15 protein-coding genes are annotated in these 18,794 nt (G+C 46.8%); all 15 read left to right on the forward strand.

The window, feature by feature from the left end:
• Window positions 1-30 precede the first annotated feature (30 nt).
• Window positions 31-1,311, forward strand: a complete 1,281-nt coding sequence (locus V2H45_RS13180) for an O-acetylhomoserine aminocarboxypropyltransferase/cysteine synthase family protein (protein WP_330484103.1) — start codon at window positions 31-33, stop codon at window positions 1,309-1,311.
• 99 nt (window positions 1,312-1,410) lie between these two features.
• A complete protein-coding gene (gene metX / locus V2H45_RS13185; protein WP_330484104.1) occupies window positions 1,411-2,460 on the forward strand; it encodes a homoserine O-acetyltransferase MetX in 1,050 nt (349 codons plus the stop codon).
• A 268-nt stretch (window positions 2,461-2,728) separates the two neighbouring features.
• Window positions 2,729-4,483, forward strand: a complete 1,755-nt coding sequence (locus tag V2H45_RS13190; RefSeq protein ID WP_330484105.1) for an iron uptake porin — start codon at window positions 2,729-2,731, stop codon at window positions 4,481-4,483.
• Between the two features lie 141 nt (window positions 4,484-4,624).
• On the forward strand, window positions 4,625-5,899 hold the full coding sequence (locus V2H45_RS13195; protein ID WP_330484106.1) for a vanadium-dependent haloperoxidase: 1,275 nt from the start codon (window positions 4,625-4,627) through the stop codon (window positions 5,897-5,899).
• Between the two features lie 201 nt (window positions 5,900-6,100).
• A complete protein-coding gene (locus tag V2H45_RS13200) occupies window positions 6,101-7,201 on the forward strand; it encodes a sulfonate ABC transporter substrate-binding protein (protein ID WP_330484107.1) in 1,101 nt (366 codons plus the stop codon).
• Between the two features lie 73 nt (window positions 7,202-7,274).
• Entirely contained in the window at window positions 7,275-8,447 is a 1,173-nt protein-coding gene (ssuD, locus tag V2H45_RS13205; RefSeq protein ID WP_330484108.1) for an FMNH2-dependent alkanesulfonate monooxygenase, read from the forward strand.
• A gap of 166 nt (window positions 8,448-8,613) precedes the next feature.
• Complete coding sequence (locus tag V2H45_RS13210) at window positions 8,614-9,675, forward strand: aliphatic sulfonate ABC transporter substrate-binding protein (RefSeq protein ID WP_330484109.1); 1,062 nt, start codon at window positions 8,614-8,616, stop codon at window positions 9,673-9,675.
• A 17-nt stretch (window positions 9,676-9,692) separates the two neighbouring features.
• The gene (locus V2H45_RS13215) at window positions 9,693-10,520 is read left to right on the forward strand and encodes an ABC transporter permease (RefSeq protein WP_330484110.1); all 828 of its coding nucleotides are present in this window, start codon (window positions 9,693-9,695) and stop codon (window positions 10,518-10,520) included.
• Window positions 10,521-10,553: 33 nt separating this feature from the next.
• Window positions 10,554-11,306 (forward strand): ABC transporter ATP-binding protein, encoded by a 753-nt coding sequence (locus V2H45_RS13220; protein WP_330484111.1) that lies wholly within the window; start codon window positions 10,554-10,556, stop codon window positions 11,304-11,306.
• A gap of 107 nt (window positions 11,307-11,413) precedes the next feature.
• Entirely contained in the window at window positions 11,414-11,995 is a 582-nt protein-coding gene (locus tag V2H45_RS13225; protein ID WP_330484112.1) for a cupin domain-containing protein, read from the forward strand.
• Window positions 11,996-12,008: 13 nt separating this feature from the next.
• A complete protein-coding gene (locus tag V2H45_RS13230; RefSeq protein ID WP_330484113.1) occupies window positions 12,009-13,046 on the forward strand; it encodes an aliphatic sulfonate ABC transporter substrate-binding protein in 1,038 nt (345 codons plus the stop codon).
• A 230-nt stretch (window positions 13,047-13,276) separates the two neighbouring features.
• Window positions 13,277-14,485: an acyl-CoA dehydrogenase family protein gene (locus tag V2H45_RS13235; protein WP_330484114.1), complete on the forward strand. Its 1,209-nt coding sequence runs from the start codon at window positions 13,277-13,279 to the stop codon at window positions 14,483-14,485.
• Between the two features lie 560 nt (window positions 14,486-15,045).
• Window positions 15,046-16,230: a response regulator gene (locus V2H45_RS13240; protein ID WP_330484115.1), complete on the forward strand. Its 1,185-nt coding sequence runs from the start codon at window positions 15,046-15,048 to the stop codon at window positions 16,228-16,230.
• 67 nt (window positions 16,231-16,297) lie between these two features.
• A complete protein-coding gene (locus V2H45_RS13245; protein WP_330484116.1) occupies window positions 16,298-17,542 on the forward strand; it encodes a chemotaxis protein CheW in 1,245 nt (414 codons plus the stop codon).
• 81 nt (window positions 17,543-17,623) lie between these two features.
• A partial coding sequence (locus V2H45_RS13250) for a methyl-accepting chemotaxis protein (RefSeq protein ID WP_330484117.1) occupies window positions 17,624-18,794 on the forward strand: 1,171 nt, incomplete at its 3' end.

Genomic DNA, 18,794 nt, shown 5'->3' on the forward strand with positions numbered 1-18,794 from the left:
AAAAATTATCTTGAAGTATAAGTGATATCTATGTCTGATAATTATCGTTTTGAAACGCTGCAAATCCATGCTGGGCAAAAGCCCGATCCCACCACAAATGCTCGTGCTGTTCCCATTTATCAAACGACTTCCTATGTGTTTAACAGTGCCGATCATGGAGCGAATCTCTTTGCCCTAAAAGAATTTGGCAATATCTACACGCGGATCATGAATCCCACCACGGATGTGTTTGAGCAAAGAATTGCTGCCCTTGAAGGGGGTGTGGCAGCCTTAGCAACATCCAGCGGTCAAGCCGCACAGTTTTTAGCGATCGCGACCATCGCTCAAACTGGAGATAACATCATTTCCACTAGCTACCTTTACGGTGGAACCTATAACCAGTTCAAAGTTACCCTGCCTCGTTTGGGCATCCAAGTCAAATTCGTCGATGGGGACAATCCCGAAGATTTTCGCAAGCAGATCGACGAGCATACCAAAGCCCTCTATGTGGAAACAATAGGCAACCCGCAATTTAACATTCCTGATTTTGAAGCCTTGGCAGCGATCGCCCACGAGCATGGCATTCCTTTAATCGTTGATAACACCTTTGGTGCAGCAGGCTATCTCGCCCGACTGATCGCCTATGGTGCGGATATCGTGGTTCAGTCTGCTACCAAATGGATTGGCGGTCATGGCACTTCCATCGGTGGCGTAATTGTCGATTCGGGCAAATTTAACTGGGGGAATGGGAAATTTCCCATCTTTACGGAACCATCCCCTGGCTATCACGGGTTGAATTTTCATGAAGCCTTTGGCAATATTGCCTTCATTATCAGAGCGAGAGTAGAAGGATTGCGAGATCTGGGTTCATCCATCAGTCCATTTAACTCATTTCTATTATTGCAAGGTTTAGAAACTCTTTCTCTGCGTCTAGATCGCCACTTACAAAATGCTCAACATCTAGCCGAATGGCTATCCAATCATCCCAAGGTTGATTGGGTGAATTACCCTGGATTGCCCAACCATCCCTACCACGCTCGCGCTAAGAAATATCTCGAATATGGGTTCGGTGCAGTCCTGAATTTTGGCATCAAGGGTGGCTTAGAGGCAGGTCGTAGCTTTATTAATGCGGTGAAACTTGCTAGCCATCTGGCAAATGTCGGCGATGCTAAAACTTTGGTGATCCATCCGACTTCGACCACCCACCAACAATTATCCGAAGTGGAACAGAAATCGGCAGGCGTTACCCCTGATTTAATTAGGGTTTCCGTAGGTTTGGAACATATCGAAGATATTAAGGCTGACTTTGAGCAGGCATTCCAACAAATCTAAAAGTAGGTGCAGTAAGGTGTTGAGTCGAGGAGAGAACGGATGGCATTGCAATTGCTCCGATTCGCATGCTCCAATTCGCACCGTCGAAAATAGAAACCTATGAAGTACAAGCATTTCATCTCCGATCGCACGCTGTTCTATCAGATCCCTCAGCCCTTGGCATTAGAGTCAGGGGAGGTGCTTCACAATGTCCAAGTCGCCTATCGCACTTGGGGAGAGTTGAATGCTAAAGGAGATAATGCTGTACTGATTTGTCATGGATTTACGGGAAATGCCGATGCCGATCGCTGGTGGGATGGTTTGTTTGGTGAAGGGAAAACTTTCGATCCCACGGTGGATTTGATTGTCTGCGCGAATATTTTGGGTAGTTGCTATGGCACGACAGGGGCGACTTCTGTCAACCCAAATACAGGCAAGCCTTACAGAGCCAACTTTCCCCCGATTACGATTCGCGATATCGTGCGATCGCAAGCAGAACTGATGGCTGGACTGGGCATTAATCAATGGAAGTTGGTTACAGGTGGCTCCCTTGGGGGGATGCAAACCTTGGAATGGTCTTTGATGTATCCAGATCGGGTGCAGGCGATCGCCCCCATTTCTGTAGCGGGCAGGCATTCCGCTTGGAGCATTGCCCTCAGCGAAGCCCAACGTCAGGCAATTTATGCCGATCCCCATTGGCAAGATGGCAATTATAACGATCGCTTAGCACCTCACAAGGGACTCGCGATCGCGAGGATGATTGCCACCTGCTCTTATTACGGTCACCTCGATTTCGATCGGAGATTCGGTCGCGAACTGGATGATGGTGGTAATTTTGCGATCGCCACCTATCTGCAACAAGAAGGTGAAAAATTAGTGGAACGCTTTGATGCGAATACCTATATCTCTCTGACAAAAGCCATGGATAGCCACGATCTGGGACGCGATCGCGGTGATTATCCTACGGTTTTAACGAACATTCGCCAACCTACGTTGATTGTGTCCTGCGACTCCGATCTGCTCTATTTCCCTAAAGAACAGCAGGAACTTGCCAAGTTCATACCCAATGCCAATCTTGTCTATTTAAATTCCATTCACGGACATGATGCTTTTTTGATCGATCTGCAAAATCTAAATCATTTGCTCTTCAACTTTCGCCAAAATTTCTGAAGTCAAAGTGTTTTCCTTCCAATATTCATTCTCACTCGACCATTTACATCTCTTGCTCGTTAAGCTTTTTTGCTAAGAGGGAGCCTGCGATCGGCAAATTCTAAATTTCTTTTTTGCCTCCCACTTTTTGCTTGCGATTTTTTACTTGCTACTTTTTGCTTGCTTAAATCGCCCACGGTTGATAGCATAGAGAAAATAATACTACGATAAGCCGATCAAATTACCGTAGTTTAAAAAGCTAAAACAGTGTGAGGATTTGTAGGTATTTATGTCTAAAGCATCACTCAGAAACAAGAAGTTACTTACTTCTGTGCTATTTACCGCAGCGATCGCTACTTCTTCGTCACTTGCCAATGCGGCGAGTGCAGAAACGAAACCTGCTCAGTCTGCGGGTCAGCCAGTCACAACTGTGCCTTTGCTAGTAGCTCAAACTCCTGTCCAAAGTCAGCCAACACAAGACTCACAAGTTATTCGCAATATTGGGGTCGATCCAATTTTTCGGAGAGATGCTAGAACATCTCAAAACGTCACCTCTGTATCGCAACTAAGCGACGTTCGTCCTACGGATTGGGCATTCACCGCTTTGCAGTCTTTAGTCGAGCGCTATGGTTGCATCGCAGGTTATCCAGACCGCACCTATCGCGGTCAACGTGCCCTTAGCCGTTATGAATTTGCGGCTGGTTTGAATGCTTGCTTAGACAAGATCAACGAGATCATCTCTGCTGGCTTGGCAGACAAAGTGAGTAAAGAAGATCTTGCGGCTGTCCAAAAATTGCAAGAAGAATTTGCGGCTGAACTCGCTACTCTGCGCGGTCGGGTTGATGCCTTAGAAGCCAAAACGACTAAATTAGAAGCGCAACAATTCTCGACGACAACCAAGCTAAATGGTGAAGCTATTTTTGCTGTAGCAGCGGGTAGTGATGGCAGTGCTCCAACGGATAAAACGAATACAACCTTCTCCTATCGCGTTCGTTTAAACTTTGACACCAGTTTTACTGGCAAAGACCTACTGCGAACTCGCTTAGAGGCAATTAACGTTCCCAATATTGGCACTGCCTTAGCTTCTGGGAACTCTTCACGGTTGAGTTTTGAAGGTGGTACGCCAGATGGCGCTTTCCGCTTGCAAAGACTTTATTATCGCTTTCCTGTTGGCGATACCGTCACAGCTTATGTTGCACCTATAGGTGTCTTAGAAGACGTCTTAGATAAACTCAACCCAATCGAAAACGAAGCGCAAGCAACAATCTCCCGTTTTGGTCGCTACAACCCAATCCTCCGTATTGCCTCGGGTAACTTCCGTAATAACCTGACAGGCGGTACTGGACTGACCGACGCTAGTGGATTTTCTGTGGTTGGTCTAAACTTCCGCCTTGGTTCTCAAGGGAAGTTGCAACTTGCTTACGGCGCTAATAATGCGGCTACGGCATTTGATGCAGCCAAAGGTGGTGGCGTTACAGGTGGTTCGACAATTCTTGCGGCTCAGTTAGTGTGGCAAGCTGCACCAACCCTTGCTTTAGGAATTAGCTATGCCAACAGTTGGCATCCTGACAACAGTTTGAACTCTGGCTTAAACCAAGACAGCATTGTTGGTGCTGGCGTAGGGTCTGCAACTTCGTTACGCGCAAATACGATCGCAGGGAATTTGGTTTGGAACATCACGCCAAAAGTTGACCTTGGTGTTTGGGGATCTTGGACATTTGCCGATGCGGTCAATGTTAATGCTTCGACCACCTTTACAAGTTGGTTGGCATCCCTCTCCTTTAAAGATGTTTTTGGAGATGGCAACTTGGCAGCAATTGCTTTTGGTCAACCCCTTTACCGTAATAGCGTTGGTGGAAGTGCCATTCAAGCTCAAGCGGGTGCAACCTTGGCAACCCCCTACCATCTTGAAGCTTTCTATCGCTTCCGCGTTTCCAAGAATATCAGCATCACACCAGGTGTTTACTTTGTGTTCAACCCCGATAGCGATTCCAGAAATGGTACGGCTACTGTGGGTGTAATTCGTACCACATTTACCTTCTAGGTACTGGTACAGCCCCTGTAATCAAAAGAGGTCTTGGCTTGCTATGACCTCTTTGTACTTTTTGACGGTCTGTGAAATCAGCGCATTCCATGAATCTTTGGTGTTTTTGTTGAAATGTTTGATGTATTAGGAGTAGGTTATATGTCTCAAAGTTGGTTGGCAATTAGGCGATTTGTTTTATTTGCTTTTGCCGCTCTGTTTGTTGTGGTAGCGATTCCAGGCTTGCTACCCAAATCTTGGTCAAGCACATCTCAAAGCTTTGCACAGTCTACTAGCCGTGGCGATGCTGTCACCGCATGGAATGCGATCGCAGTCACAACAACACAAGGCCCTGCCAACCCTCAAGCGCGGGCTTTGGGAATTGTCCATGCCGCTGTTTTTGATGCAGTCAATGCGATCGACCGTCGCTATACCCCTTATTTAGTGGATACAAAAGCTCCTGGTGCTTCGGCTGAAGCTGCAACGGCTGCCGCTGCTCACAGCATTCTCGTCAAGCTTTATCCCGCACAGCAAGCAGCACTAGACAAATCTTTGTCTGACTCTCTAGCAAAGATTGCCGATGGCAAAGCCAAAAAAGATGGGCTCAGAGTTGGTAAAGAGGTTGCAGAAAAAGTCTTTGCAATCCGTGATAAAGACGGCTGGAATACCAAAGTGGACTATAAGCCCGGAACTGAGCCCGGAGCTTGGCAACCCACCCCACCAGCAAATGCGGCTGCCGTATATCCAAACTGGCCGACTCTAACTCCATTTTCCTTTAAAAGCACTGACCAATTCACAACGCCTCCACCACCAGCTTTAGACAGCCCCGAATACATCAAATCGCTCAGCGAAGTGCAAAATATCGGAGGCAAGAATAGTAAGATCCGCACGGCCGATCAGACGGCAGCAGCAATTTTCTGGACTGTCAACACGCCTGTAATCTGGAATGCTGCGGCACGATCGGCAGCGATCGTCAAAGGAAATACCCTCATTGAAAATGCCAGATTATTTGCCCTCCTGAATTTTGCTATTTCCGATGCCTACGTTGCGGGTTATGCCGTCAAATACAAATACAACCTATGGCGACCCATAACGGCTATTCGTGCAGGCAGTCCTGGCATTCCTGCCGATCCCAAATGGGAACCCCTACTAATCACGCCCGCTCACCCAGACTATATTTCTGGTCACTCCGTCACCTCGGGTGCGGCAGAACGAGTTTTAACCAAATTCTTTGGCAGCGACGATGTGAAATTTAATCTCACTTTCCCAGCAAATGCCGTAACTCGCTACTACACGAGCTATAGCCAACTGGTTCAGGAAAATGAAAATGCCCGTGTTTGGGGAGGTCTTCATACGCGGATTGCCGATGTTCAAGGTACAGCGTTGGGTCGTCAAGTGGGTGACTATACGATTCAGAACTATCTGAAACCGCTCTAGAAATCTTCTAGCCCATAGGTTAGGGGTTTTACTTAAATTTGCAACGGAGCGAGGTTTGAGTTCCTCGCTCCGCGCGAAGCAACCTGTAATAGGAAAGGTGATAAATACTACGGTAAACTGATCGATATATCGTAGTATTATGTAATATGATTTTGTTTGTGGATCGATCGCGCCTCACAGTTCGGTGAGAAAAGTAACCTTATGAAAAAAAAGCATCATGGGTCTTCTAGAGAAGACTTTCAATTAGAGATTAGTCAATGGAGCAGGCGATCGCTCCTAAAGCGGCTTCCATTCTTTGCGATCGGAGTTGGTCTGAGTAGCGCGCTCGGTGCTTGTAGTTCTAATTCAACCCCGAATTCATCAAGTACGGGTACAGCCTCACCTGTAGCTTCAGCCAGTCCATCCGCTAGCTCTTCACCTGCCAAAGCAAGAGTATTAAGGGTGGGCTATCAGAAATCGGGTTCGTTGAATTTACTCAAGCATAGAGGTGATTTTGAAAAACGCCTCAAGACTCTAGGGGTTTCTGTTACTTGGACAGAATTTCCATCGGGCCCACCGCTATTAGAAGGGATCGCTGTGGGAAGTATCGATCTCGGACAAACAGGCGATGCTCCCCCTATTTTCTCTCAAGCCAATGGAGCCGCGATCGTTTACATCGGTCAATCTGATAAGAGTCCAGACAGTGTTGGGTTGCTAATTCCTCCTGATTCGGATGTTAAATCGGTTGCCGATCTCAAAGGGAAAAAGATTGCCTTTGCCAAGGGATCGAGCGCCCATTACTTTATCGTGCAGGCATTGGCATCAGCCCAACTGACGCTGAATGATGTTACCCCTGTTTACTTGCAACCTCCCGATGCGCGAGCAGCTTTTGAAAAAGGGGATATCGATGCTTGGGCAATTTGGGCTCCCTTTTATGCAGGTGCTGAAAAGGGAGCAAAGGCAAAGTTGCTTGTCGATGGCAAAGGCTTAACTCCTTTTCGTGAATTTTATCTTGCGGCGCAATCATTCACAGATAAAAATCCCGATCTCGTTCCTGTAATTATTGAGGAACTGCAAGCCTTGGGAAACTGGGCAGTCGCAAATCCGCAAGCATCAGCAGAGTTTCTTGCCGAAAAAACGAAGGTTAAGGTAGAGATTCTAGAAGTTTCAGAACGGCGGCGCAAAGGTCGCTATACCGTAACCACGATTCAACCCGAAGCGATCGCAGAGCAACAACAGGTTGCCGATACATTCTTTAAGGCAGGATTGATTCCCAAAGAGATCAAAGTTGCTGAAGCAGTTTGGAAACCCAATCCTAAGTAGGCGAAATCTTCCAAAATAATTCAATTTCAGTCATTTCTTTTACTCACACCCAACAACCGACAAACAAACCGCAATGCAAGTACTTTGGTTCATTCCCACCCATGGAGACGGACGTTATTTAGGCACTTCCGTGGGCGGACGTGCTGTAGATTTTCCCTATATGCGGCAGATCGCCCAAGCCGTGGACGATCTAGGCTATACAGGGGCTTTGTTACCTACTGGACGTTCCTGCGAAGATGCGTGGATTACTGCCTCCTATCTAGCAGCAGTAACAAATAGGATGCGCTTTCTCGTAGCTATTCGTCCGGGATTGACATCCCCCGGTGTTGCAGCACGGATGGCGGCAACCTTCGATCGCCTCTCTAATGGGCGCTTGTTGATTAATGTCGTGACTGGGGGCGATCCCGTTGAGTTGGCTGGTGATGGCGTGCATCTCTCCCACGACGATCGCTACGAACTCACCGATGAGTTTCTCACAGTTTGGCGTGACATGCTGTCAGGGGAAGAGTCAAACCTTGTTGGCAAATATCTGAATATTCAAGGGGGGAAAGTTCTGTTTCCGCCCGTACAAACTCCCTATCCACCGCTCTGGTTTGGCGGATCTTCCCCCATTGCACAAGCGATCGCAGCTAAGCATGTGGATGTTTATCTAACATGGGGCGAAGCACCTGCCCAAGTAGCCGAAAAGATCGCCCAAGTTCGCAAACTCGCGGAAGCAGAAGGACGCACTCTAAAATTTGGGATTCGCCTGCATGTAATTGTGCGAGAAACTACCGCAGAAGCATGGGATGCCGCCAACCAACTAATTCGCTATGTAGATGACGAAGCGATCGCCCATGCTCAGAAAGTCTACGCCCGTCTTGATTCGGAGGGGCAACGTCGTATGAGTCAACTCCATAATGGTAGCCGTGAAGCTTTGGAAATCAGTCCAAATCTATGGGCAGGAGTAGGTTTAGTACGCGGCGGAGCTGGCACGGCATTGGTCGGCGATCCCGATACCGTTGCCGCAAGGATGCGCGAATATACAGATCTAGGGATCGATACCTTCATTCTGTCAGGGTATCCTCACCTTGAAGAAGCTTATCGGGTTGCAGAACTTCTCTTCCCTCGCTTGCCTTTGCAAAATCTTCCCAAGCAAGAACCAACCTCCATGATGAGTCCCTTTGGTGAGATCGTTGCCAATCAAAGCTTCCCTAAAGCAATTCCTACGCCCAAAGGAAAGAATAATCAGTTGACCGTAGATTAGCCAAAAGCCCCTATGTCTATTCGCTGGAGGGCGGCTATAAGGCATGGAAGAATGCGAAATTTCCGATCGCTGAATAATCATCGCGATCGCTGCATAAATGTAAGATTCACAAATTTAAATTCACAAACACATAAGAGAGCGAGCTAAGGAGTTAAAGAAACGAATCATGAGAAAGTGGTTTGCCATTGCTAGACATAAGTTACTGTTATTTTTTATTTCTGGATTACTGATCGCAGGACTCGTGAATGCCTGTACGAATTCTTCCACTCCAGTTACGACAGCAAGTACGACAGCATCATCAGGAGCGCCAAGTGTATCTTCTAAAGCAGTGCCTAACGTGGTGCGCTTAGATTATGCCTACTACAATCCTGTCAGTCTCGTCCTCAAAGAAAAAGGCTGGCTGGAGGAAGATCTTGCCAAGTCCAATATCAAGGTGGAATGGGTGCTCAGTCAAGGTAGCAACAAAGCTTTAGAGTTTCTCAATGGCAGCAGTATTGACTTCGGCTCGACTTCTGGTGCGTCTGCCCTGATTGCTAAAGCCAATGGCAACCCGATTAAATCGATTTACGTCTACTCTAAACCCGAATGGACAGCATTGGTGACGGGTGCAAATTCCTCCATTCAACAGGTTGCCGACCTAAAAGGTAAGAAAGTTGCGGCGACACGCGGAACCGATCCCTTTATCTTCTTGCTACGGGCTTTAGACCAAGTGGGATTGACTGCTAAAGATGTGGAAATAGTGCCCTTGCCCCATGCCGACGGTAAAGCCGCACTTGAGAAGGGTGATGTCGATGCTTGGGCTGGTCTCGATCCTTTTATGGCGCAGACAGAAGTAGAAAAAGGCTCGAAACTTTTTTATCGCAATACCAAATTGATTAGCCAAGGGTTCTTGAATGTGCGCGAGGCGTTTGCTCAGCAATATCCCGATCAGGTGGGACAAGTGCTAACAGCCTATGAGAAGGCGCGAAAATGGGCGATCGCCAATCCTAAAGAACTCAAGCAGGCATTGATCAAAGCCGCAAAGCTGAGCGAACCCGTTGCCACCAAGCAATTAGAGGAGCGTACTGACCTTTCTAACTCGGCGATCGGGGACGAACAGAAAACAGTTATTAGTGCGGCTGGGGAAGTTCTGAAAAAGAGCGGCGTGATTAAAGATTCTACCGATGTCAGTAAAGTCGTGAACGAGTTAATCGATCCGCAGTATGTGGCGAAGCTTGCCAAATCGTAAGTAAACAAGAAGCTGTTATGGGACAAAAACTCGCGATCGCTATACCAAGCTCATCCAAAGGGAATTTCTGGCAATTCCTCAGCCGTTTGGGTTGGGCAAAAGGCTTGATTTTACCAGTCTTTCTCTTAATCCTATGGGAGGGTCTGTCTAGGCTGGGTTTGGTTGCGCCTAACTTGCTACCCGCTCCCTCAACGGTTCTCACAACGATTTGGGAACTTGGGGCTACGGGGGATCTATGGCAGCATATTGGCATTACGCTCTATCGAGTTTTTGTCGGCTTCCTGATTGGTACATTCTTTGCCACGATTCTAGGTGGACTAACGGGATATTCTCGCTTAATCCACGATCTGCTCGATCCGCTCTTGCAGTCGCTCCGTAACATTCCCTCCCTTGCTTGGGTTCCCCTATTCATCCTTTGGATGGGAATTCACGAGCCTTCTAAAATTGCCCTGATTGCCGTGGGTGTCTTCTTTCCTATTTACCTAAATCTGATGAGCGGCATCCACGATGTCGATCGCAAGTTAGTGGAGGTTGGCAAAATCTATCGTCTCAGTGGTTGGCAACTGGTTCGTCGAGTTTTCTTGCCAGCAACTCTACCTGCTTATATTGTGGGTTTGCGCAGTGGCTTGGGTTTGGGCTGGATGTTTGTGGTAGCGGCGGAATTGATGGGTGCGAGTCAGGGTTTAGGTTTCCTATTGATCGACGGGCAAACAACTGGACGACCTGCGATTACCCTCGCCAGTATTCTCCTGTTTGCAATTTTTGGAAAGGCAACGGATTCGGCGATCGGCTTTGCGTCGCGCTGGTTTCTCCATTGGCAAGATGTTTACGCTTCCAAGCATTAACACATTCACTCAAGTCACTACAAAGGAACTTCTATGCTACGGATCGAAAAACTACATAAGCGATTTAAAAATGGCTTTGTGGGGTTGGAGTCTATTGATTTAACCGTTAACCGTAGCGAGATCGTAAGTTTGATCGGTACGAGTGGTTGTGGCAAAAGTACGCTTTTACGCATTATTGCTGGACTCGATCTACCAACTCGGGGTGAAGTGCGAATTGACGATATTCGCATCGACAAGCCCCATCCTGAAATTGGCGTGATCTTTCAAGAGCCACGTCTGATGCCTTGGTTGACCGTCTTAGAAAACGTACAGTTTGGCTTGCATTATCTACCCAAGCCAGAACGCAAGGCTAGGGCAAGCGAAGCACTGGTCAAGGTGGGATTACAGGATTCTGCCCATTTATTACCGCGCCAATTGTCGGGAGGTATGGCACAAAGGGTAGCGATCGCCCGTGCCCTCGTCACAAACCCCTCGATTCTCTTACTCGACGAACCTTTTAGCGCCCTTGATTCCTTTACGCGATTGCAATTGCAGGATCGACTGTTAGAGATTTGGGAATACGATCGCCCCACCATGATTCTAGTTACCCATGATGTCGAGGAAGCACTGGTTTTAAGCGATCGCGTCATTGCCATGCGGGGTAATCCCGGACGCATTCATCAGGAAATCAGTCTCGATTTGCCGCGTCCGCGCAATCGTAGCGATCGCGATTTGCAATATTGGAAACAAAAGCTGTTGAATAGCCTAGATTTATCCAATTCGCAAACATTGGTATTGGAGGTTTAAAGCTTGAGTAATATAGCAATCCTCAATGAATTCATCTGTAGCGCAGGCATCTTGCCTGCTAAAAGCCCGTACTAAATTCGTAATCAATCAATTCAAGGAGGTGTACTGTGTCAGTTTTAGAACTTGAAAATGGAATAGTTCATACAGAATTAGCAAAAATAAATCAAGAGCTTGCTCCATTAAACATCTATCTGGATAACTGGAAATTTACGTCAACCCATGAAGTGAGCTATCTCTTAAACAAAAATCTGCTCGATGAATCTGAACGAGAAACAGTTCTACGATTTTACGATACATTCTTAAAACAACTGATGCTAGAAACTGGCGTTGTGTCGCGCGACCTGTTGGTATTACATCCAGACGACAGTTATATCGATATCCATCTTCAGAAATTTAGTACTTTCCATATCCATAACGACCAGGAGGGGCGCTATGTTGCTGATGGTGAATGTATATTTGGCTTTGTCCTACCCGATCGCACGCAGGTTAAACTGACACTGCAGGCTGGGGACTATCTCAACATTCCTGCCAATACCGAACATTGGTTTAATTTGACAAAAGCAAAACGCTTGAAAACCATTCGCTATTTTACGTTTACCAAGGAGTGGATTACCGAATATACTGATCGCGCGATCGCGCCTACATTCCAACTCCCCGAACTATCCGCTAACCTCGCCGTAGCCGACTAACCGAAAGACCCCTATGAATTTATACAACAGAAGATCGATTACCAAGGCAATGGGCTATTTTCTCTTGGCAATAGCATCTGGTTGCACAGCAACAAACTCTGCCTCTGTAACAACCTCAAGTCCTGCTTCCACAGCTACAACAGCAACGAATGCTCCTGCGAAGTCACAAAATACTGCGAAAGCCAAGGTGATTCGGATTGGGGTGAGTAAATTTGGGGCAATGTTGAATGCCCTGCGCGAAAAGGGAACGCTAGAAAAGAGTCTTTCTGCTTTGGGTGTTTCTCTAGAATGGAAAGAATTTATCGCTGGGCCGCAACTGATGGAAGCCCTAGCAGTGGGAACGATAGATCTAACCTATACGGGTGAGCCACCACCTATTTTTGCTCAAGCCAATGGTACGCCTGTTGTCTATTTGGCTAACGAAAAATTAGGGGTAGCAAGTGTAGCCGTGCTCGTTCCCAAGGATTCCGATATTAAGGGTGTGGCAGATCTAAAAGGGAAACGGGTTGCTATTTCTAAAGCGACGAATTCTCAGTACATTGTGATTCGTGCGTTAGAAACTGTCGGCTTGACATTTAACGACATTACCCCTGTTTACCTGACTCCTTCCGATGGAAGGATTGCTTTTGAAGGTGGAAAAGTCGATGCATGGTCTACTTGGGATCCCTTTCAAGCCGCAGCAGAGCAGGCATTGGGAGCAAAGATTCTCTTTGATGGTAAAGGTTTCTTGCCGAATACGGGATATTACCTCTCTACCAAGTCTTTTGCAGACAATAATGCCGAGACGATCGCGGTTATTCTCAAGCAAGTAGAGGAAATCAACGACTGGGCAGCCAAGAACCCTCGTGCGGTGGCGGAGTTGCTCTCTCCCAAATATGGGGTGAGTGTTGAGGTTTTGGAAATCGTCGAAAAGCGGAGAGAACATGGTTTTCAACCGATTGATGAGAAGGTAATCGCCGAACAACAGCGGATTGCAGATGTTTTTCTAAAGGAAAAAGTATTGCCAAAACCTGTTATTGTCAAAGAAGCGATCTGGAAGCCAAAATCCTAACCTAAAATCCATATGGAATCAGAGCGTGTTTGAGAAGTTTTACCCCCTCTAGCTCCCCCTTAGTAAGGGGGAGGATTTAAGTCCCCCCCCCTTACTAAGGGGGGATTAAGGGGGGTAAAAGTAGAAATTTATACGAGATACTAGACTTCTCAAACACTTTCTAAGGGGGATTTTGACGTAATGCCTGTGCTGTGCATAAACTGAAACTGATTTAAGATTGCTATACCAATATGGGAATATCCCTTTCAGACTCGAAAAACTCATCGCAACAAGAATCAAGGCAAGATTATCTCGCGATCGCAAAAGCACTTGCCCAAGAATTTGCGGCGACAGCGATCGAACGCGATCGCTTGGGTGGAACGCCGAAGGCCGAACGCGATCGCATTCGTGCTAGCGGGTTGCTCGGTCTGATCGTTCCCAAAGAATATGGTGGCATTGGCGAAACTTGGATTACTGCCTTTCAAATTTCCCGCGAGTTGGCGAAAGCCGATAGTTCTCTCGCCCATGTTTATTCCTATCACCATTTAGGCGTAGTAATTCCCTATCTCTTTGGGACAGAGGAACGCAAGGCACAGTACTATACCGATACGGTGAGAAATAACTGGTTCTGGTGTAATGCGCTCAATCCCTTAGATCGCCGAGCCACCTTGACCCCTGATGGTACGGGCTTTTTGCTAAATGGGATAAAAAGCTTCTGCTCTGGTTCCAAAGACTCGGATATTTTACCGATTACAGCAGTGCGCGAAGACACTTCCGAACTCACAATTCTTGTAATTCCCACCCAAAGAGAGGGCGTGCAAATCCACGACGATTGGGATAACATCGGGCAGCGGCAAACCGATAGCGGCAGTATCAGCTTTAACCAAGTGCGTGTTGATGGGTCGGAAGTGTTTGGTGCGCGTACTCAAGTTGATATTCCTTTCCGCAGCTTACGGGCTTGCTTGACGCAATTAAATCTCGCCCATATCTATCTGGGGATTGCCGAAGGAGCATTTGCCGCAGCTAAAGACTATACTCGCAACCAAGCCCGACCTTGGCTGACTTCTAATGCGCCAAGCGCAGCAGAAGATCCCTATATTCTCAAGCACTATGGCGAAATCTGGGTCGATTTGCAGGCGGTGGGTAGTTTGACCGACAAGGCTGCCCTAATTCTTCAAGCTGCTTGGCAAAAAGGTACGGAACTAACGGCAGAAGAACGCGGACAATGTGCGATCGCGATCGCCACGGCAAAGGTAGCAGCCAGCAAAACGGGGTTAGAGGTGACAAATCGCATTTTTGAGGTGATGGGAGCGCGTGCAACCACAAGCAAATATGGTTTCGATCGCTACTGGCGCAATCTCCGAACCTTTACGTTGCATGATTCGGTTGACTATAAAATTCAGGATTTGGGAAACTGGGCGCTCAACGATCGACTCCCCAATCCTAGCTTTTATGCGTAGCATTGAGTTGCCATAGCTAAAGTCAGCTCGGGATAAGAAAACCTAAAACGCTATACATCCCAAGGTCCCCCCCAGCCCCCCTTGGAAAAAGGGGGGAGAACCCACTTCACCTTTTTTAAGGGGGAATTTCCTTCATTAGCAAGATGACAATATTATTTTCACCATGGTTTTCACCCGATCGGGTGAATCTTAGATTTTTGGTAGAAGCAAGAATGTAAAAGAGGAATTATTTAACCTCTTGTTAACTTATTGTTAACCCTTTGAGACATCAAACGACTAAATTTGTTAACTTATTGCAAACGCTTTAAGAAACCTAACCACTAAATTGCCCGACCGAAGGCATCTTAGGAGACTAAGCATACCAGTAAATACTAGTTGGCGAATCTTCCTCAAGCTGTCTAGATCGTAATTTTGTGCTGGAAGAACAATTCTTTTTCGGATTCCTTTAAACATAGTTATTTTGCGTTCTTAATACTTCTTTTCAATGAGTCGGAAATCTTAAATAATCCAAGTATTTTATAAAATCCCTTTAGTAAAAAACTTGAAATGCAATGCAAATCATGCAGACACAGTATCAGGTAAATCAGTTTACCTCCCTCTTGGAAAGCCTACATCAGCAAAAAATCAATGGAACCTTGGAGGTCACGGCAAATCTAGGAACTGGAATGGCTGCACAATCGCGTATCTTTGTCTTTTATAACGGTGAAATTGTCTTTGCTGGCGATAGTATTCCAGATAATGTTTCATTCGTTATATCGCTTGCCAAAAAACTTGGTCGTAGTCTGATCGAGACAGCAGTAGGCTTTGCCTTGCCCAAACTGACTGACAAACAATCCACAAGAGAACTCTTAGAAACGCTCGTGCGAATCCGCGTGATTCAGTGGGCAGAGATCGAAACTGTGCTTCGCGATCGCGTTGCCCAAATCATCGAGCAGCTATTACCCTATGCTGGTGCGTATCATTTAGATGAGAAAGTTACCTTTGATTTGACGCTGGCAGAGTCGAATCGAGGACTTGACTGGCCGCATCTAAGGCATGAACTCGAACATCGTCAGAAAACTTGGCGGTCATTAACCCAGATTCCATCGGTCGATGCGATTCCTCATTTAAAGGAAGATAGTTTATTAACTCACTTAGATCTCACTGTACGCTATAAGCTACAGCAGCAAGTCGATGGAAAGCGATCGCTACGTGAGATTGCCGAGAATCTCGATCAAGACCCTCTAAAGCTAGGTCAATCTTATGTCTTGAGTGGCTGGATTACTTTTAGTCCCTCGCAAGGCAATACAAATAGCAAGCCCCCTGCGGCATCAGTACCCGTATCAACTCCCGTATTAACTCCTATCTCAACTCCCGTATCAACGCCAGTAGAGACGAGCAAGCGTCCCTTGATTTTGAGTGTAGACGATAGTCCGATCGTACAAACTACCATCAAGCGCATTCTCAAAGATCGCTATGAGGTCATGCTAGCCAATAATGCCACCGATGCTTTAAATCTACTCAATACCAATCCTGTAGAGGTCTTGTTACTTGATGTCACGATGCCAGACATTGATGGATTGAAGTTCTGTAAAACTCTGCGCGGAATTCCCAAGTTTAAGAATTTGCCAATCATCATGCTCACTGCCAAAGATAACATCATCGATAAATGTCAAGGATTTATTGCTGGTTCCAATCAATATTTATATAAACCTGTGGAGCCTGAGAAATTGCTAGCAATAATTGACTCCTATATTCAAGCTTAAAGCATACCGCACCGAGTTCAGTTTTGACAGTTGAATTTATTAACTTGCGATCGCCGCCTAAATCAATATGGATTCTAAACCTTATCTCATCTTTAATCAGGGTAACTCGCAGTACGGTATCGATGCCCAACTTGTCAAAGAGATCTTCCCTCTAGCAGAGCTTGAGACTGTGCCCGAGGCTCCCACCGATATTCTTGGCATGCTCAATCTGCGCGGACAGGTACTGCCTGTGATGCACTTAGGGTTACGCCTAGGGCTTTCTGCGGTGTCCTGTCAGCTCAGCGATCAAATCGTCGTACTCGATTGGCGCGGCTTGCAGATTGGGATGGTGGTCGATCTCGTGCAGGAATTGGAAACGATTGAGGGCTCGGCAATTCAACCACAATTGGATTATGGACGCACCAATAATATTAATCCAGCCTTCATCGCGGGCATTGCCAAACGAGAGTCAGAACTGATCGTGTTGCTCGATCCTGAAACCTTGATTCGCCAGCCCGATCGCGTGGCAGCAATGATTTGGGAAAGCGAAGTTCAACCGAGCCAAACTCAAGAAAGCCAGATTCAAGAGAATCAGACTCAAGAGAGCCTTCAAGAGAATCAGACTCAAGAGGATGTGCTTCAGTCAGAATTTATCAATAGTCTTGGTGATAGCGATCGCTCCATTTGGGAAGAGATGGTAAATCAAGATCGCAAAGAGGATATTCCTGCCCAGGAGAAATCTGTCGAAGATCCATCATCCCTCTTACTCACATTTGGTAGCTTTTACGATCGCTATTGCCCCTATATCACAGATCGGGAACGGGAAATCTTTTGGCAAAGAGCGGAAAATTTACGTCTCCCCTTAGAGAATCTAAATGATGCAACAGGGTTATATCCCTTGGCAGTAGTGAATCTGGGAGGAGAGTATTTTGGCATCGATCTAAAATCGGTGCAAGAGTTCACCAGTATCCGCAACCTTACGCAGATTCCCTGCTGTCCCAATCATATTGTCGGCAACATGAACTTACGGGGGGAAATTGTGACGCTGGTTGATATTCGCGGTTTGTTAAAGCTGCCTAATATGCCCGTCAAAATTGGTTCGCAGACGGTGGTCATCCAAGTCGATGATGTGATCGCGGGTCTGCCCGTCGATGAGGTGGCGGATGTCATGTATGTCGAGCCTTCGGAAATCAAGCCCGTTCCCATGGCAACACAGGGAAGCAACCAGTCTTTCTTGAAGGGAATTCTTCCAGTCTTCGATCGCGTGCTGGGGGTTTTAGACTTGCCCAAAATGATGACACAAGGGGGATTAGTCGTGGACATGGAAGTGTAAAAGTCTAGCGTGGCTGGGAACTACGACCTCAGCCAAAATCAAAAATCATCCAATTTAAGAACATCCATAGGAACTAAACAAATGTTAAAGAATGTAAACGCCAAGAAGCAAAGTCTGAGAACGCGCCTCCTGATCTCTTACTCCATTCCTATTGCACTGCTGGTGCTTGTGTCTGGCGTAAACCTATTTGGTCAGATCAAAAAGAACGAGATCGGAAAACAAACTGACCAGCTTTCGGATGTAACACTCTACGTGAATGAATCCGTGTTAGGTGCATCCCGAATGGTACGAAATGTACGCGGTAATGTTTTATTCCCTAAAGACAACAGTTATCGAACCTCTTTCCAAGAAGGGGTTGATGTATTTCAAGAGTCAGAAAAAGCCTTGGCTACCCTGCCTACCAGCTACGTTCAAGACAAGCTAAACATTCTCAAAGCAGATGGTGCAGAACTTCAGAAAATCAGTGCCAATGTGTTTAGTTTGATCGATCAAGGCAAAATTCCAGAAGCACTCGTAGCCACTAAAGACCTGCGTCTGGCGGATATTGACAAAGCGCGGAAAGAAATTCTGAAAATCAATGACGCTGCAATTAAAAAATCAACCGCAGACGAGCAAGCCCTCGACATCCTGCTGCTAGCTGTGACTTTGTTGGGGACAGCGATCGCGGTAGGTAACACCTTTTGGACTGCTGCCAACCTGTCTAAAACCGTCAATGTTATTGGCGATGCCTCTAAGGGTGTGACCTTTACTTCCTCTGAAATTGCCACCACGATCGAACAGCAAGAGCGCAACGTGTCTCAACAGGCAACCTCAGTGAACGAAACCACCACCACGATCGAAGAGTTGGGCGTTTCATCAAGACGCGCCGCCGAACAAGCCGATGCCTCTGCCGAAGCAGCCCGTAACGCCCTTGGCGTTACCGAGGATGGACTAAAGGCAGTAGAACGTACCACGGAAGGTCTAAATAACCTCAAAGATAAGGTGCGAGGCATTGCCGAGCAGATTATGAGTTTGAGCGAGCAGACTGGACAGATTTCGGGTGTAACTTCCTTGGTGGCAGACATCGCAAACCAAACCAACATGCTAGCGCTAAACGCCGCCGTAGAAGCTGCCCGTGCGGGTGAGAGCGGTAAAGGCTTTGCTGTAGTTGCGGGTGAAATTCGTAAGTTGGCGGATGAAAGCAAAAAATCTGCACAACGCCTAAGTACAGGACAAAAGATTGAGAGCATTAGAAAAGGCATCAGCGTTGAGT

This window comes from Tumidithrix elongata BACA0141 (genome assembly GCF_036349135.1).
Taxonomy (GTDB): domain Bacteria; phylum Cyanobacteriota; class Cyanobacteriia; order Pseudanabaenales; family Pseudanabaenaceae; genus Tumidithrix; species Tumidithrix elongata.

Bases quoted from the DNA above. Each gene is read 5' to 3' on its own strand.
- V2H45_RS13210 (WP_330484109.1), top strand. From the start codon at position 8,614: ATGAGAAAGTGGTTTGCCATTGCTAGACATAAGTTACTGTTATTTTTT.
- V2H45_RS13200 (WP_330484107.1), top strand. From the start codon at position 6,101: ATGAAAAAAAAGCATCATGGGTCTTCTAGAGAAGACTTTCAATTAGAG.
- V2H45_RS13240 (WP_330484115.1), top strand. From the start codon at position 15,046: ATGCAGACACAGTATCAGGTAAATCAGTTTACCTCCCTCTTGGAAAGC.
- V2H45_RS13215 (WP_330484110.1), top strand. From the start codon at position 9,693: ATGGGACAAAAACTCGCGATCGCTATACCAAGCTCATCCAAAGGGAAT.
- ssuD (WP_330484108.1), top strand. From the start codon at position 7,275: ATGCAAGTACTTTGGTTCATTCCCACCCATGGAGACGGACGTTATTTA.
- V2H45_RS13220 (WP_330484111.1), top strand. From the start codon at position 10,554: ATGCTACGGATCGAAAAACTACATAAGCGATTTAAAAATGGCTTTGTG.
- V2H45_RS13235 (WP_330484114.1), top strand. From the start codon at position 13,277: ATGGGAATATCCCTTTCAGACTCGAAAAACTCATCGCAACAAGAATCA.
- V2H45_RS13190 (WP_330484105.1), top strand. From the start codon at position 2,729: ATGTCTAAAGCATCACTCAGAAACAAGAAGTTACTTACTTCTGTGCTA.
- V2H45_RS13180 (WP_330484103.1), top strand. From the start codon at position 31: ATGTCTGATAATTATCGTTTTGAAACGCTGCAAATCCATGCTGGGCAA.
- V2H45_RS13245 (WP_330484116.1), top strand. From the start codon at position 16,298: ATGGATTCTAAACCTTATCTCATCTTTAATCAGGGTAACTCGCAGTAC.
- V2H45_RS13195 (WP_330484106.1), top strand. From the start codon at position 4,625: ATGTCTCAAAGTTGGTTGGCAATTAGGCGATTTGTTTTATTTGCTTTT.
- metX (WP_330484104.1), top strand. From the start codon at position 1,411: ATGAAGTACAAGCATTTCATCTCCGATCGCACGCTGTTCTATCAGATC.
- V2H45_RS13230 (WP_330484113.1), top strand. From the start codon at position 12,009: ATGAATTTATACAACAGAAGATCGATTACCAAGGCAATGGGCTATTTT.